The following is a 15,633-nucleotide window of genomic DNA, read 5'->3' as shown; positions in this document are numbered from 1 at the left end:
ACGAGTTACCATAACTCTTTGTGACGAGTTATGGTAACTCGCTATTCTGTATTTTTTAGGCATTTGTATTCTGCTTAATGTGAGCTTGTTACAGTCTCCTCCTTATCCGTGATTTCCACCTGATTGATGACCTCTGAAGTAATACGAAATAAACGTAGCCTGCTCCCTTTTGCTCTCTATCATCTTCTGTGCAAGCATCCCTAAGAGTGCCTCTCGGTATACCCTGTCAGATTCTGTCCAAGCAGACGAGGTAAGCCTCTTATGCGGTATTGGAGTTGAATTTTGTAGCGAGGGTGTTGTCGTCCTTCGGATATAGCTTTTCCGTCTTGCTAAGTCCCTTATTGGCGTGTTTAAGGGAGGAGTAAGCCTTTTTATATTGGGTGCTTCTGGAGGCAGTCTACTACTATATGAAGGTATGTCTATGAGAGCGAAGGGAAAAATACAGCAAGTTGTAGGGTGCTGCTCCTTAACCATCGCTGTTGTATGTATGGCTTAATTTGTGGGGAGAAAACAAGCGAAGTGTTTGGAAATGTGCGAGATTTTACCGAAAATTGTAGTTCTGAAAGCCTCTCTGATGCAACGGAAAGTTTGTTGTGAGGCTTCATAAAGACGTCTATAGACATTATGTTTGAAGAGAACTATAAGGTTGTCGTACTTGGCGCTGGCGAGAGCGGTGTGGGTGCCGCACTGCTTTACAAGAGTCGAGGTATCGAAGTCTTTGTATCCGACTACGGCAAGATTGCCGAGAAGTACAAGATTGAGCTAGAGGAACACGCAATCCCTTACGAGGAAGGCACGCATAGCACGAGCGTTATCCTTCGTGCCTCAGAGGTCGTAAAGAGCCCAGGGATCCCAGAGAAAGCCCCAATCATGCAAGCAATACGTGAGCAGGGAATACCTGTCATCTCGGAGATTGAGCTAGCTGGGCGTTACCTCAAGGGTAAAGTGATAGGAATCACGGGCAGTAATGGGAAGACCACGACAACAATGTGGCTACACCACATCCTGAGCGAAGCAGGTCTGCGTGTCGGGCTTGCAGGGAATGTAGGCTTTAGCCTTGCCCGTCAGGTCATCACAGATGATCAGCCAGAGTATTTTGTCGTGGAGCTAAGTAGCTTCCAGCTGGATGATATGTACCAGTTCCGTGTACACATCGCACTTCTGATGAACATCACCCCAGACCACCTCGACCGTTATCACTACAACTTTGAGGAATACGCACTGGCAAAGATGCGTATCCTACAAAACCAAACCGAGGAAGATGCCTTCATCTATTGGGGTGAAGATGAATTCGTATCTCGTTATGTGATGATGCACCAACCGATGCCGATGCATCTACTGCCCTTCCTTACCTACCCACAGGTGGGCTCTGCAGCGGACAAGTCGGATGACAACATGATGCGTCTACACTTCGAGGGTAAGAGTTTCGAGTTCCCGATCGACCAGCTTGCCCTACAAGGGCCTCATAACCTACAGAATGCAATGGCTGCCTCGATCGCAGCTCTGCACATAGGGGTATCGGAGGATGTGCTTACCCGTGCATTGAAAGACTTTGTGAACGTCCCCCATCGTCTGGAGAAGGTCGGTGTGCTGGATGGTGTGCGCTACATCAATGACTCGAAGGCAACGAATATCAGTTCGACCTACTACGCTCTACGCACGATGACCACACCCTACGTCCTCATCCTCGGGGGCGAAGACAAGGGGAACGATTACCTCGACATCACGGAGCAAATTGTCTCAGGAGCTCGTGGTCTGATTTTCCTCACTACTGATGTCCTCAAGCTCTACAAGGCCTTCCATGGCAAGGTGAAGCATATAGCCTCTGCTCTCTCGATGGAGGAAGCTATCGCTCATGCTCGTCAGATGGCTCAGCCAGGCGATACGGTACTCCTCTCTCCAGCCTGTGCGAGCTTCGACCTCTTCACTAGCTACATCCACCGAGGCGATTGCTTCAGAGAGATCGTGCAAGATTTGATACGCAAGCAGGGGAAACATGACTAGCATGCCCGAGCAACAGATATCGCAGCCCCTTGGTGAGCGTCACTGGTACCAGCGAGTCTTCGATGGGAATGGCTTGATGTGGGTCTTATACTTTGCCTTCATCATCGTTTCCCTAGTCACGGTGTCGAGTGCTATTAGTTCGGACTTCTACAAGAGCCTATCAGCAGGAGGGATGAATCCCATCATGAAGCACTGGATCATGCTGGTAATCGGGGGGACGACTGCCGTGGTGATGAGTTCGCTACCTGCCCGATACTATCGAGTGCATGTGCCTCTCTTGATGACGATCGGTATGGTCGTGATGATCATTGCGCTGATTCTCTTCGGACGAGCGACCAACGGTGCAGAGCGATGGATTAACCTCGGGTTTATCACGCTACAACCCTCGGAGTTTATGCGTGTCTATATGGTACTCTGTGGGGCATTGATTGCGAAAAATGATCTCGTGGAGAACCCTAAGAAAGAGAAGGCCTATTACGTATATTGGATTGCTCTGCTCCTGCTCTCTACACCGCTTATCCTTAGCAACCTCTCCACGGGCATTATATTCGTTGCCTTCCTCTTCCTTTATTCTTGGGTGCTGAAAGCTCCCAAAAGAGCGATGCGTCGCTTTGCGCTCGTTGGGGCAGGGGTTGTTGCACTCTTTGCCATCGCTCTATTTACCTTCCCCGATAGCCTTTTGCCAAGTCGTGCTACTACGTGGCGTAATCGTATCGAGCGTGCTGTGAGTGAGCGTGAGGATCGCTTTCAGATAACGGATGAAAACCGTCAGGAGCAAATGGGGCGCATCGCCATCGCACGCTCTCAGCTCATCGGTAAGGGGCCTGGCAACAGTAAGATCCGTGACACGCTGGCAATGGCCTATTCGGACTACCTCTATGCAATCATCATTGAGGAGTATGGTCTCATAGGGTTACTCTTCATCCCCGGGCTCTATGTCATCTGGATGCTCCTTGCCTACAGAGAGGCACGCAAGCAAACAAACGTCTATCGCAGTAACCTGATTAAGGGCTTTGGCATCCTTTACCCCATGCAGGCCATCATCAATATGGTTGTTGCCTCGGGGTTGATCAGCACGGGGCAGACACTACCTCTCCTGAGCTTCGGAGGCTCCTCTATTGTAGCTGCGAGCATGGCTTTTGGTATCATGATTGGAGCAAGCCGAGTAGACAAGGATAAGCGACGCCAAAGGGAGGAAGAGGCCTTAATTGAAGAAGAAACAACTACGCTACTAGAAGTATAAATAGCTATGATACGTAAAGCGATCATCAGTGGTGGAGGCACGGGCGGTCACATCTTCCCTGCTATCTCTATTGCCGAAGCCCTCAGGCGGCGTTACCCTGATATAGATATTCTCTTCATCGGAGCCGAAGGGCGTATGGAGATGCAGCGTGTACCACAGGCTGGCTTCCCTATACAGGGGCTCAAGATCCGTGGTCTAGATCGTAAGCATCTATGGCGTAATATCGGTGTCTTGCGTGACTTTATCCGTGCCTTGGTCTCTGCTCGAGATATTATTCGCTCCTTCCAGCCAGAGGTGGTCATCGGTGTCGGGGGCTATGCTAGTGCCCCTACGTTGAAGGCTGCCCAGAGCCTCGGTATACCCACCCTTATCCAGGAGCAGAACTCTTATGCAGGTGTGACGAACAAGTTCCTCGCACGCCGTGCAACTAAGATTTGTGTTGCTTACCCAGAAATGGAGCGATTCTTCCCCAAGGATAAGATTGTCCTCACAGGGAATCCCCTTCGTCCAGCCATTGAGCATCTCTCGGTGAGTCGTGATGAAGCTCTTTCTTACTTCGGTCTACCTGCGGATACGAAGCGCATAGTACTTGTTGTAGGAGGCAGTCTAGGGGCAAGAAGCATCAACGAAAGCATTGGCTCAAGACTCAAGGAATGGGCTGATAGCGGTGTGGGGCTAATCTGGCAGACGGGTACGAGCTTCGAGGAGAAGGCTCGTCGACTGCTTGAAGGTTACCATTTCCCCGTGTGGTCGGCTGCGTTCATTCAGAGGATGGATCTAGCCTATGCGCTGGCGGATGTCGTCGTCTCACGAGCAGGGGCAAGTGCCATCTCTGAGCTTTGCCATCTGGGAAAGCCCTCGATCCTTGTCCCTTCGCCTAATGTAGCGGAGGATCACCAGACGAAGAACGCTCTGGCGCTCTCGCTGAGAGGGGCAGCCCTGCTCATCCCTGATCGAGATGCCCAGCGTGACCTCACGCCTCATGCACTTGCTTTGCTCGCTGATGAGCAGGCACGGCAGAGTCTCTCCACGGAGATTCGCAAGCTGGCGCTCCCCGCTGCTGCCGATCGGATTGTAGACGAGATTGAGAGCCTGCTTAGCTAGTCTTTTCGGGAAGCCTCTCCTCCATCCTCCATATTATATCAGCCCTTGATCCAGTCTCTTTGGGTCAAGGGCTTGTGCTTTGTCCTGGGGCTATTGTCCGTATAACCAAGGGTGGGGTAGCGGACATGGATGTGTCGCACATTGGGGAGATGTGGAGCCCCTCTTGCGTGCCTATGTTTGGGTTTTCCATGTGCCTCTTTTCAATTCATATAAAACTGCCTATTTAGGGAGCTTTGGGGTAGGGTGAAACAAGTTACCATAACTCGTCGCAACGAGTTGTGGTAACTCTCTTTGGAAAGTTATGGTAACTCGTCGAGACGAGTTATGGTAAGTCATTGCGACGAGTTATGGTAACTTGTTGTGTGTTACTTCAGCTCCTTTTTAATTGGTTGTATTCCTTTGTGTTACGCTTGGTCTTTTAAGTCTGTTATATCTCCGTTTAGAGTCGAGAGTCAAGGTGAGTCTTGTGCCTAGGTTGGCTGGTTGTTGCTTCCTCATTTTTCCCGCTCTAGGTGAGGCTTTCCCCTCCTTTGGGGTGGTCAGACCGGGGCGTGTTACTTGTACATTTAGAAATATGCGCTATCTTTGCACCGCATTTTACGCCCCAAGAGGGATGCGCCCTCGGGGAGGTGTAGAGTGGAACGGCTTGTCTCGTGGTGTAATGGTAGCACAACAGGTTTTGGTTCTGTTTGTCAAGGTTCGAATCCTTGCGAGACAACATAAAGAAAAAAATACTATCTTTGCACCGTCAAAGCGACAAACCAATACTGGTGTGGTAGTTCAGCTGGTTAGAATACCTGCCTGTCACGCAGGGGGTCGCGGGTTCGAGTCCCGTCCATACCGCCAGGATAAATGAACGCTTCCCAAGAGGAAGCGTTACTTAGTTTGTCAGGGAGATGATGCTCGGGATGTAGCGCAGTCCGGTTAGCGCACCTGCTTTGGGAGCAGGGGGTCCCAGGTTCGAATCCTGGTATCCCGACGATACACAAGAGAGGTCTGACGTAGTGCCTACGTCAGACCTCTTGTCATTTATATATGCTACGAAGGCCTATTTATAAGAGGTAACGTACCTTTGGTGTATAAATAGGACAGAAGACGCTTGGACTAAGCCTCTCGGATGAGTCAAGTAATTACCTCCCTCTCGAGCCAGAGGGAGAGAATGGATAGACAAATGGAAGAAAATTATAGATTGATTGCAAAGACGCTCCAGTCACTGGAGCCCGTCCTTGCCAAGGAACTAGAGACGCTGGGGGCGACCGACATCGAGGAAGAACGCCGCATGGTCTCCTTCACAGGCAATAAGGAGATGCTCTACAAGGCAAACTACCACCTGCGTACGGCGCTGCGTATCCTTCGCCCCATAGCCTCCTTTCACGCTTCGTCACCTGATGAGCTGTACGAGGAGCTGCGTAGGCTCGACTGGGGACAATGGATGCGCCCTTCCGACACCTTTGCCTTCGACACCGTTGTCTATTCGGAGACATTCACCCACAGCAAGTACGCTGGCTACCGAGCCAAGGACGCTCTAGCGGACTACTTCCGTGAGAAGCACGGCACGAGACCCACGGTACGTCTAGACAATCCCGACCTACTCTTCCACATCCACATCTCGCATGAGGAGGTAACCCTCGCCCTCGACAGCTCGGGCGAGAGCCTGCACAAGCGTGGCTGGCGTATGGCACAGACCGAGGCGCCGATGAGCGAAGTCCTCGCCGCTGGTATCCTGCTGATGGCAGGCTGGAGTGGGGAGACAGACTTCATCGACCCTATGTGTGGCTCGGGGACACTGCTGGTGGAGGCTGCACTAATCGCTCGTGGTATCGCTCCAGGCTCCTTCCGCAAGCGGGGCTTCGCCTTCCAGCGGTGGAGAGATTACGATGCCGAGCTCTTCGAGCAGATCAAAGCCGATCACACAGGTGAACGCACCTTCGCACACCATATCTACGGCTCCGACAGCTCCATGGAGGCTGTCCAGATAGCACGTCACAATGTCCGTGCTGCAGGTCTCACAGACGAAATTACCATCCTGCACCGCTCGATGCAGCAGTGCCCTGCTCCCGAAGCCCCCGCACTCATTGTCACGAACCCGCCCTATGGCGAGCGCCTTCGGATGCGTGATGCCGAGGAGCTCTACAGCATGATCGGGGAGCGACTGAAGCACAACTATGCAGGCTCTACGGCTTGGATCTTGGCTTACCGCCCCGAGCACTTCGACCATATTGGGCTGCGACACAGTGCCCGCCACAAGCTCCTCAATGGGGCTCTAGAGTGTGAGCTACGAGCCTACGAACTCTTCGCAGGCAAGCGAGATGACTTCAAGCGCAGGGATCGGGAGCGAGACCGAGCCTTCCGCCCCGAGCGTCCCAAGGGCGAGCGTAGCGACCGCCCTAGAGATGAGCGACGTGATCGCCGCTCTGCCTCTGATCGACCCCGCAGAGACTGGGAGGAGCGTCCTCGTAGAGACCGCGACAATCGCCCTCGCCGCGACCGTGACGATCGTCCCCGTCGTGACCGAGAGGATCGCCCCAGGAGACGCTACGACTTCGCAGACGAAGGAGCGAGGGAACGCAAGCAAGAAGGGGGTAAGGAGCGCACCTTTGCTCCACGAGATGAGCACAGACGCCCCAAGCGGACCTCCTCGCCTCGCCCCGAGGGCAAGCCTCGTGAAGAACGTACGGGGTTGTGGCCAAACGACCGCTTCAAGTACCGAGACGAAGAAGGCCGAGAGCGCACAAGGTCCCGCCGCTTCACGCCCTTACAGTCCTTCGGCAGTGACGGCAAGGACAAGGAGTAACTATATAATACAACGACCGCTGATAGCAAATTAGACGCTATCAGCGGTCGTTGTATTAGGGGACGCCTTGGACAAGGGGAGACCATCAGTTTGCTCAGCCTGCCTCCCGTCTTAGGATATTTGGCTCCAGCTAGGACGCTCGTGGTAGAGGGCGTCGAGACGCTGACGGAGGGGCTCGTTCTTCGCTAGGGTAAGGGTGGAATCTTCGGCGAGGATCTCTTCGGCGAGGTCTCGGGTGTACTGCACCATCGCTCCATCTAGGGCGGGGTTGGCGATACGCAGGCTAAGTTGTTGCCCGCTCTGACGTGTACCATCGATCTCCCCAAAGCCCCTGAGACGCATATCTTCCTCGGCGATCTCGAAGCCGTCATTGGTCTCGACCATGATCGCTATCCGTCGCTTGGCATCCTCACCGAGCTCGTTGCCCGTGAGGAGGATGCAGTAGCTCTGGCTAGCCCCTCGCCCTACTCGTCCTCGGAGCTGATGTAGCTGTGAGAGTCCGAAGCGATTAGCCCCTTCGATAACCATGACAGAGGCATTGGGGACATTTACCCCAACCTCAATAACCGTCGTAGCGAGCATAATCTCCGCCTCACCCGAGGCAAAGCGGCGCATCTCCTCGTCCTTCTTCTCAGGCTTCATCTTTCCGTGCACCATCACGACCGTGTACTCGGGGAAACGTTCTCTGTAGCGCACAAGCCCTTCCTCTAGGGCTCGTATCTCCTCCCGTTCGTTCTCCTCAATCATGGGGAAGACGACGTAGGCCTGCCTGCCCTCTGCTATCTGTCGCTCAAGGAAGGCATAGACCTCGAAGATATGACTCTCGGGCTGATGGTATGTCTGGATAGGTTTGCGCCCTGGGGGGAGCTCGTCGATGACGGATATGTCGAGGTCTCCATAGAGTGTCATCGCCAGCGTACGTGGGATAGGCGTGGCGCTCATGATGAGGATATGTGGGTGCTGGGACTCGTTCTTCGTCCACAGGCCTGAGCGTTGGACGACCCCGAAGCGATGCTGTTCGTCGATCACGGCGAGCCCTAAGCGGTGGAACTGCACCACTGGCTCTAGCAAGGCATGCGTGCCGACGATGATCCGAAGGGAGCCATCACCTAGACCCTCGTGTAGCTTGGTGCGCTCCCGCTTCTTCGTACTGCCTAGGAGTAGTCCTACCTCTATGCCCAGTGGGGCGAGGAGCTCTGTGAGGGAGAGGAAGTGCTGGCGTGCAAGGATCTCGGTCGGTGCCATCATGCAGGCCTGATAGCCGTTATCTAGGGCAAGGAGCATGGCGAAGAGTGCCACAAGGGTCTTACCACTGCCCACATCCCCCTGCACCAGTCTATTCATCTGCTTACCGCTGACGACATCGGTCTGTATCTCACGGATTACCCGCTTCTGCGCCCCTGTTAGGTCAAAGGGCAGGGAGCTGTATAGCCCACGGAAGGCTTCACCGACACGGGGCAGAGGGAGGCCTGGCGACGTTGCCTTTCGCTCGTTCTTCATCCCGAGGAGTCGTAGCTGGATGAAGAAGAGTTCGTCAAACTTCAGACGGCGTCGTGTTGCCTCGAGCTCCGTATTGCCCTCGGGGAAGTGTATCTGCTGGATGGCGGTACTGTACGGGATGAGCTGAGCTCGCTGTATGATATGCTCGGGGAGGGTCTCTCGGATCTGACTGCGACAAGCCTCCAATAGGATGTAGAGGAGCTGTCGCATCTGTCGGTTAGCGATGCCTATACGCTTGACCTTCTCGGTGAGCGGGTAGATCGGCATAAGACCTCCGCTGACTGCTTGCTCACGGCTCTCCTCGTCCACCTCGGGATGGTTGATGCTGTACGAGCCATTGAAGAGTACGGGTTTGCCAAAGATGAGATAAGTCTGTCCTACGGGGTAGAGACGCTGGATTGTAGAGAGTGACCGAAACCAAACGAGCTCGATTGTCCCCGTACCATCGGAGAAATACGCTACGAGTCGCTTTCTCCGCCCTTCGCCGATTTCCTTGTAGTCCCTGATATAGCCACGTAGCTGGATGCTGGGCATCTCCCCCCGTAGGTCTTTAATGGTATAGACACGGGAGCGATCCACATATTTGGTTGGGAAATAGTGTAGGAGGTCTAGGTAGGTGTACAGATCCAGCTCCTCGGCGAGTACAGTGGCTCGCTTCGGGCCAATCCCCGGGAGGTACGTCAGAGGAGTCTGGAAGATGTCCACGAGATTTAGGGCAAAGGGTCTTGATCGAGAAGCAGTTCGGCCAACTTCAGGTCTAGAGGGGTCGTGAGCTTGATATTCGTTGCCTCACCGGGGATAAGTGAGATGGTACCCTGCTCTGATGCTTCATAGACCGAAGCATCGTCTGTGAAGGTCGGAGAGAAGGGGGCTTCGTAGGCTCGTTTGATTGCTTTGAGGCAGAAGGTCTGCGGTGTCTGCACGGAGACGTAGGCTGAGCGATCGACAGCCTGACTGACTTCGTCGCCGATACGTATCCTGAGGCTGTCCGTGAGGGGAATAGCAGGGATGGCCGCTCCGCGTCGCTCAGCCATCTGGAAGCATGCCTCGATGAGGGTGGGGGAGGCGAAGGGGCGCACCCCGTCATGGATGGCCACTAGACCCGAGGAAGGTAGCTCAGCAAGTCCATTACGCACGGAGGCAAAGCGTGTCGTACCACCGAGGGCGATCGTGTGTGGGAGATCGAAGTCCTGCTCCTCGCATAGCCCTGCCCAGTAATGGACCTGCTCCGAAGGGAGGACGAGTACAACCTTATCCACGAGACCACGGAAACACTCCATCGTGTGCATGAGTACGGGGCGTCCTCTCAGAGGGAGGAATTGCTTGGGAAGGTCGGTCTGCATCCTGAGGCCCTTACCCCCTGCGACGATGATAGCGTAGCGTGGGGCTTGCTCTTCTTGCCTTGTAGTCATGGAGGGTGCTTTAGAGGGAAGGTTGGTTATCCAGCTTGTGAGGGGTCTTCGGTGAGCTGTGCCATCATGGCTGTGAGCTGTTTGTCAGCTTTGGTCAGCTTCTCACGGCAGAACTTTGAGAGCTCTACAGCCTCAGCCACAAGCGTGGTCAGTTCGTCCACATCGGGGCTATCCTGCTCTATGTAACGGACGATCTCCTCAAGCCGTGCAGCAGCCTCTTTGTACGTCAAGTCTTTCTTCATTCAGTGGGGCATTTATTTACCTAGGACAAAGATACGACACTCTTCCCAACCTGCTTGGTCTTGAGCGAAGGTAAGTTGCGTGCCCAGACATTGGCAAGGGAATGTCATCGGGGTGGGGTGTCGTTGGATGGTGGTGTTGGGGTGGGCTTCTAATTCTTCCTGCAGGTTTGTAACCCGCTGTGAGATAATGGGATGTGATTGTGTGAAAAGGGAGGGCTAACGAGTTACCATAACTCGTCAGAAAGAGTTATGGTAACTCGCTGCGGAGAGTTATGGTAAGTCGTCCGAGAGAGTTATGGTAACTCGTGGAGACGAGTTATGGTAAGTCATTAGGGGTATCTGTTGATGGGTTTGTAATCTGTTTATAATGAGGTGGTTTCGTGAGAGGTGGAGCAGGAGAAAAAGGAGTGTGGTTAGAGGTGTTTTTTACTTATGGGTTGAGGTTGGTGTTGAGGAATAAGAATATAAAATAAAGGGTTATTAAGGACTGAAGTGTGGAATTTTTTATGTTTGATCTAAAAAACGCTAGGAAAACTAGGATAAAACTGCTAATTTTGTAAATCACGGAGTTGCGAGGCTCATAAACATCACTTGATTAAAGGGGATAATGGCCTCTCCCCAAGAGGTGGAGATTAACTTTACTTGTGTAAAGTTTTTGGGGATTTCCCAAAGCTCTGTGAACGCGTGTGTCCGTATTGGTCTGAGAGAGACCATCTCCCCTAGGCATGGGATGCCCCATGCGCTAACCCGAGCAGAGAGGAGATGGTGACCCTGACCCAAATTATCAATGCAACATGAGTATGTAATGAGATTTACAACGTTGTTATTTACCGCGGGATGGCTGACCCTTACCATCCAACCAGCAGCTGTAGCATCTACCTACCAGATAGGGAGGGCAGAGCAACAGGATCAACCCCATTCAACAGCGGGTATCATCAGTGCGACCATCTTGGATGAGAGTGGTGAGCCTATGATGGGTGTCACGGTGCAGGTCAGTGGATCAAAGGCTGTCTACATCACAGATGCTAAAGGGTACTTTGAGTTTAAGACTACTAAGCCCAGCGAGACCATTCGCCTAAGCTTCATCGGCTACAAGGCTAAGAGTATCACCCTGCAGGCAGGGAAGTCCCAGCGCATAGCCCTAGATCCCGATAGCGAGACCCTCACGGATGTCGTTATCACGGGCTTCACGAAGAAGGACAAGAAGAGCTTCACTGGGTCACAGACGACTGTCAAGGCTAAGGAACTGCTCTCGATGGGTACGAAGAACCTGCTTGAGAGCCTAGAGGCGTTCGTCCCAGGGCTACAGATCGTGCAACAGAATAACCTCGGCTCTGACCCAAATGCTCGCCCAGACCTCAACCTCCGTGGCCGTGCAACGTTCTCGGGAGCTGCCAACCTCCCTCTCTTCGTTGTAGATGGTGCTATCGTAGACGTGAACTACATCTACGATATGGATATGAACACCATCGAGAGCGTCACTGTGCTCAAGGATGCCTCTGCCTCTGCTCTCTATGGGGCGAAGGCCGCAGCTGGGGTCATCGTCATCACCACCAAGCCTATTGAGCAGGGAGCTATTCGCCTTAATTATAGTGGTACGCTCCGCCTTACCACCCCAGACCTCAGTGGCTATCACCTACTAAATCCCGAGCAGAAGCTTCGCTATGAGGAGCTAGCTGGGGTCTACACTGGTAGCGACCCTGCTGAGCAGTATCGCAAGGACCTAGAGCGTGATGCCGTGGTACGCATGATCCGTAGTGGGGTGAATACGGACTGGCTCTCTAAGCCCCTACGTATGGGGGTCTCTCACTCTCACAGCCTCAGTGCAGAGGGTGGTGACCAGTTCGTCCGTTACGGCCTGACTCTACGCTATGGTAACGAGCAGGGGGTCATGATCCAATCGGGGCGTGAGCGTGTGTCGGGTAGCTTCAAGCTCTCCTACAACAGACCTAATCGCATCTTCCTATCCAATAACCTTACGGTTAATAGGGTCTCTTCGGACGAGCCGAACTACGGGTCGTTCAGCAACTTCTCCCGTATGAACCCCTATCTCTCGCCCTATGGCACCGATGGTCAGCTCGTCAAGAGCTTCAGAGGTGATCGGGTGAATAACCCGCTTTATGAGGCCAAGCTCGGGAGCTATAATCAGTCGCAGAATATCGACTTGTTGAATACATCTACCCTGCAGGCTTGGATTGGGGACTTCCGAGTAGATGGAGACTTCTCCTTCACGATCCGTAGCGGTAGTGGACGTAAGTTCCGTTCACCTCTCTCCAATGACTTCCGTGGCGACGCTCTCGACCAGCGTGGGGAGATGGTAGAGAATCAGTCGAAGGGCTTCAACTACATGGGGAAGCTGATGGTGTCCTACAACCGCACCTTCCTCGACAAGCTCTATGTCACCTCTATGGCTGGGGCTAATATTGAGTCTTCGTCCGCTGATGCCTCTACCTACACGAGCCGAGGCTTCTACTCAGACAACCTTGGGCACCCCAACTTCGCCCTTGGCTATCGCAGTGGTGCTCGCCCCTCAGGCTCGGATAACTACTCAACGGCAGCAGGCTTCTTCCTCAATGGAAATGCCATCTATGATAACCGTTATTCGCTGGACTTCGTCTTCCGCTATGAGGGCTCCTCGAAGTTCGGGAAGAACCAGCGCTTTGCACCCTTCTGGTCGCTCGGTGGAGGGTGGAATATCCACAACGAGTCCTTCTTCAAGGGCAACAAGAATATCCAACTGCTGAAGCTACGTGCGAGCCTCGGGTATCTAGGGAATATGTCCTTCGAGCCCTATCAGGCTTACACGACCTACGACTACAATAAGAATATCAACTACCTAGTCGGTGCAGGTGCCGTACCTCGTGGCATTGGGAACCCTGACCTCAAGTGGGAGCGTACGCTGAACCAGAACGTAGGGCTTGACCTGACGCTCTTCAAGAGTCGCTGGGATCTGACCTTCGATGCCTACCGTAAGCTGACGGACAACCTCCTGCTGGATGTCACGAAGGCGCCCTCGATCGGTGTCGTCACGGCAAAGCAGAACGTCGGGGAGGTCGTGAACTCAGGGCTGGAATTCTCCACCCGTGTCGTGCCTATTCAGAACCAAGATCTGCAGTGGACGCTCGCTCTGAACTACTCCTATAATAGGAATAAGGTGAAGAAGATCAGTAATGCCCTCAAGGCACTGAACGACTCCTATGCCAAGGACACGGTGCTGAACCGCTCCACGACCCCGCTCCCTCTCTACGAGGAGGGGCAGTCGCTCACAGCTCTGAAGGTAGTCCCCTCGGCTGGAATCGACCCTGCCACGGGTAAGGAGATCTACATCAAGCGTGATGGCTCCTATACCTTCGACTACGACTCCAACGACCGTATCGTCTTCGGTGATACGAGCCCTTGGGCTTATGGGACGCTTTCGTCCTACCTCTTCTACAAGGGCTTCTCGCTCAATGCTAGCTTTGGCTACTCCCTCGGGGCTGTGGTCTACAACCAGACCCTCGCCTCTCGAGTAGAGGGAGCAGACCCCCAGTACAATGCCGATGAGCGTGTCCTGAACGACCGCTGGAAGAAGCCCGGCGATGTCGCCAAGTACAAGGATATCGCCAACCGCGAGAGTCCCTATCAGAGCAGTCGCTTCGTACAGAAGGAGTACTACCTGACCCTACGTAGCCTCTCACTGGCCTACGAGACGGAGGCAGCATGGGTGAAGAAGCTACACCTACGTCGTGCACGCTTCGAGCTCCTCTCCAATGACCTCTTCTATCTCTCCACGGTCAAGCGTGAGCGTGGGCTAGACTATCCCTTCGCACGGAGTATAGAGCTGTCGGCTCGCCTCTCCTTCTAACCACCCACTCCTCAACGATACAATGATGAGAAAGATGATAATCCGCCCCCTGGCTGTGGGTCTACTGACGTTGGCTCTACTGCCTTCCTGCAATAAGTTCCTTGATATCCAGTCCAAGGGTACACTCCTTGAGGATGTACAGTTCTCCACGATACGAGGCTACGAGGATGCTATGTACGGGGTCTATGGCTCTATGGCTGAGCAGGGGCTCTATGGAGGGGTACTCACAGCAGGCTTCCTAGAGAATATCTCCCAGACGATAGGTAATGTGAATAGTGTGTCCATGAACTATCATGTGAACCGCTATCGCTATACCAACCCTCAGGTGCGGGATCAGATTGACGCTATCTGGTCTGCCCAGTACCAAGTGATTTCCTACGTCAATAACATCCTCGCCAATGCTCAGAAGAGTGCCCTCTCGGGGCATGTGCTCCAGCTCGCACGAGGTGAAGCCTATGGGCTACGTGCCTTCCTGCACTTTGATGTCGCTCGTATCTTCGCTGCGGACTACCGCCGAGCTAAGGCTGCTGGTACACTCAAGACGACACGTGGCATTCCCTACTCCTATGACTTCAACCTCCAGAATAAGCATCTCTACAACCTCGAGGATACGTACAAGAATATCCTAGCTGACCTCGACCAAGCAGAGGCACTCCTCAGTGGTGATGAGACGATCAGAGGAGGTGATCTCACGGTGGCGACCTACGAGACAAACCGCATCGTGCACTTCAATAAGTATGCTGTCTATGCGACGAAGGCTCGTGTCTACAATGCTATGGGGGAGACTGCCAAGGCTATCGAATATGCGCAGAAGGTCATCGCTCACAGTGTGGACTTCGGCCTAGCGGATCGCTCTGCCTTCGCTAACGTGACCCGCTTCCCTGCTGATCGGGAGCTTGTCTTTGGGCTGTATGCTCCTAAGTTCCTAGATTGGATATCTACGACCTACCTTTCTACAGGGGGGGCAGGTAATGTCGATCAGGGACGCCTGCTCCGAGCCCTCAATGAGCTCTACACTCCACTAGGCGGGGGAGCCTCCATCGACAATCGTCAGGTAGCCTACTTCCGTCAGATCGACTCCTACACGCAGTTCATCCGTCTGCTTCCAGATAGGGATCTGCTTCGCTCCATCGCGACCTCGAGCAAGGGGATCATGCTCATTCGCCTACCCGAGATGTACTACATCCTAGCCGAAGCGAGCTATCCTACCGATCCTGCTGCAGCTGTAGAGGCACTGAACAAGATACGTGACAGCCGAGGGTTAGCACCACTGACGACTGCTAACTTCTCGAATCAGGCTGCCTTTGACAAGGAACTGATGCGCGAGTACATCCGTGAGACACCTGGAGAGGGGCTATCGTTCCATGCGATCAAGCACTTCTTCCTCGCCTTCCCCTCACTGACTGGGGAGAGTGTGACGCCCACGGAAGAGATGTTCACCCTGCCCTGGCCACAGCTTGAGCTTACCTACGGCAATCACTGATCGATCA

At 53.6% G+C, this 15,633-nt stretch carries 9 protein-coding genes and 3 tRNA genes; 9 read left to right on the top strand and 3 right to left on the bottom strand.

Annotated features, from left to right (window positions below; translation table 11 throughout):
- Nucleotides 1–624: 624 nt before the first annotated feature.
- The 7 genes from murD (at nt 625) to HMPREF0636_RS07695 (ending at nt 7,145) form a co-directional block, all read left to right on the top strand.
- Entirely contained in the window at nt 625–2,004 is a 1,380-nt protein-coding gene (gene murD / locus HMPREF0636_RS07725; RefSeq protein ID WP_044169607.1) for a UDP-N-acetylmuramoyl-L-alanine--D-glutamate ligase, read from the top strand.
- A 1-nt stretch (nt 2,005) separates the two neighbouring features.
- Nucleotides 2,006–3,247 carry an FtsW/RodA/SpoVE family cell cycle protein gene (locus HMPREF0636_RS07720; protein ID WP_155807313.1) on the top strand — a complete coding sequence of 414 codons (1,242 nt, stop codon included), beginning with the start codon at nt 2,006–2,008 and terminating at the stop codon, nt 3,245–3,247.
- Between the two features lie 6 nt (nt 3,248–3,253).
- Entirely contained in the window at nt 3,254–4,351 is a 1,098-nt protein-coding gene (murG, locus tag HMPREF0636_RS07715) for an undecaprenyldiphospho-muramoylpentapeptide beta-N-acetylglucosaminyltransferase (RefSeq protein ID WP_044169605.1), read from the top strand.
- A gap of 647 nt (nt 4,352–4,998) precedes the next feature.
- Nucleotides 4,999–5,069: transfer RNA gene (locus HMPREF0636_RS07710), tRNA-Gln, on the top strand.
- Between the two features lie 51 nt (nt 5,070–5,120).
- Nucleotides 5,121–5,197 (top strand) — tRNA-Asp (locus tag HMPREF0636_RS07705).
- A gap of 58 nt (nt 5,198–5,255) precedes the next feature.
- Nucleotides 5,256–5,330 (top strand) — tRNA-Pro (locus HMPREF0636_RS07700).
- A 192-nt stretch (nt 5,331–5,522) separates the two neighbouring features.
- Nucleotides 5,523–7,145 (top strand): THUMP domain-containing class I SAM-dependent RNA methyltransferase, encoded by a 1,623-nt coding sequence (locus tag HMPREF0636_RS07695; RefSeq protein WP_044169603.1) that lies wholly within the window; start codon nt 5,523–5,525, stop codon nt 7,143–7,145.
- Between the two features lie 111 nt (nt 7,146–7,256).
- Here the strand turns inward: HMPREF0636_RS07695 and recG are convergent, their stop codons facing one another.
- From recG to xseB, 3 genes are read right to left on the bottom strand one after another with little or no spacing between them, the layout of a single operon-like run.
- Nucleotides 7,257–9,350: an ATP-dependent DNA helicase RecG gene (gene recG / locus HMPREF0636_RS07690; RefSeq protein ID WP_044169601.1), complete on the bottom strand. Its 2,094-nt coding sequence runs from the start codon at nt 9,348–9,350 to the stop codon at nt 7,257–7,259.
- Between the two features lie 5 nt (nt 9,351–9,355).
- Nucleotides 9,356–10,057, bottom strand: coding sequence for a 2-C-methyl-D-erythritol 4-phosphate cytidylyltransferase (locus HMPREF0636_RS07685; RefSeq protein WP_044169599.1), 702 nt, complete (start codon nt 10,055–10,057; stop codon nt 9,356–9,358).
- Between the two features lie 26 nt (nt 10,058–10,083).
- Nucleotides 10,084–10,299 (bottom strand): exodeoxyribonuclease VII small subunit, encoded by a 216-nt coding sequence (xseB, locus tag HMPREF0636_RS07680; RefSeq protein ID WP_005468078.1) that lies wholly within the window; start codon nt 10,297–10,299, stop codon nt 10,084–10,086.
- A gap of 820 nt (nt 10,300–11,119) precedes the next feature.
- Between xseB and HMPREF0636_RS07675 the strand changes: the two genes are divergently transcribed.
- A complete protein-coding gene (locus HMPREF0636_RS07675; protein ID WP_248616901.1) occupies nt 11,120–14,143 on the top strand; it encodes a SusC/RagA family TonB-linked outer membrane protein in 3,024 nt (1,007 codons plus the stop codon).
- A gap of 25 nt (nt 14,144–14,168) precedes the next feature.
- Entirely contained in the window at nt 14,169–15,626 is a 1,458-nt protein-coding gene (locus HMPREF0636_RS07670; protein WP_044169713.1) for a RagB/SusD family nutrient uptake outer membrane protein, read from the top strand.
- Nucleotides 15,627–15,633 lie beyond the last annotated feature (7 nt).

Source organism: Porphyromonas catoniae ATCC 51270 (assembly GCF_000565015.1).
GTDB classification, from domain to species: Bacteria; Bacteroidota; Bacteroidia; order Bacteroidales; family Porphyromonadaceae; genus Porphyromonas; species Porphyromonas catoniae.
Note: the sequence above shows the minus strand (reverse complement) of the source record. Positions and strands in the feature narration are given on the sequence as shown.

Excerpts from the sequence above, each read along its gene's own strand:
- murD (WP_044169607.1), top strand. The coding sequence starts at position 625 with ATGTTTGAAGAGAACTATAAGGTTGTCGTACTTGGCGCTGGCGAGAGC.
- HMPREF0636_RS07720 (WP_155807313.1), top strand. The coding sequence starts at position 2,006 with ATGCCCGAGCAACAGATATCGCAGCCCCTTGGTGAGCGTCACTGGTAC.
- murG (WP_044169605.1), top strand. The coding sequence starts at position 3,254 with ATGATACGTAAAGCGATCATCAGTGGTGGAGGCACGGGCGGTCACATC.
- HMPREF0636_RS07695 (WP_044169603.1), top strand. The coding sequence starts at position 5,523 with ATGGAAGAAAATTATAGATTGATTGCAAAGACGCTCCAGTCACTGGAG.
- HMPREF0636_RS07685 (WP_044169599.1), bottom strand. The coding sequence starts at position 10,057 with ATGACTACAAGGCAAGAAGAGCAAGCCCCACGCTACGCTATCATCGTC.
- xseB (WP_005468078.1), bottom strand. The coding sequence starts at position 10,299 with ATGAAGAAAGACTTGACGTACAAAGAGGCTGCTGCACGGCTTGAGGAG.
- HMPREF0636_RS07670 (WP_044169713.1), top strand. The coding sequence starts at position 14,169 with ATGAGAAAGATGATAATCCGCCCCCTGGCTGTGGGTCTACTGACGTTG.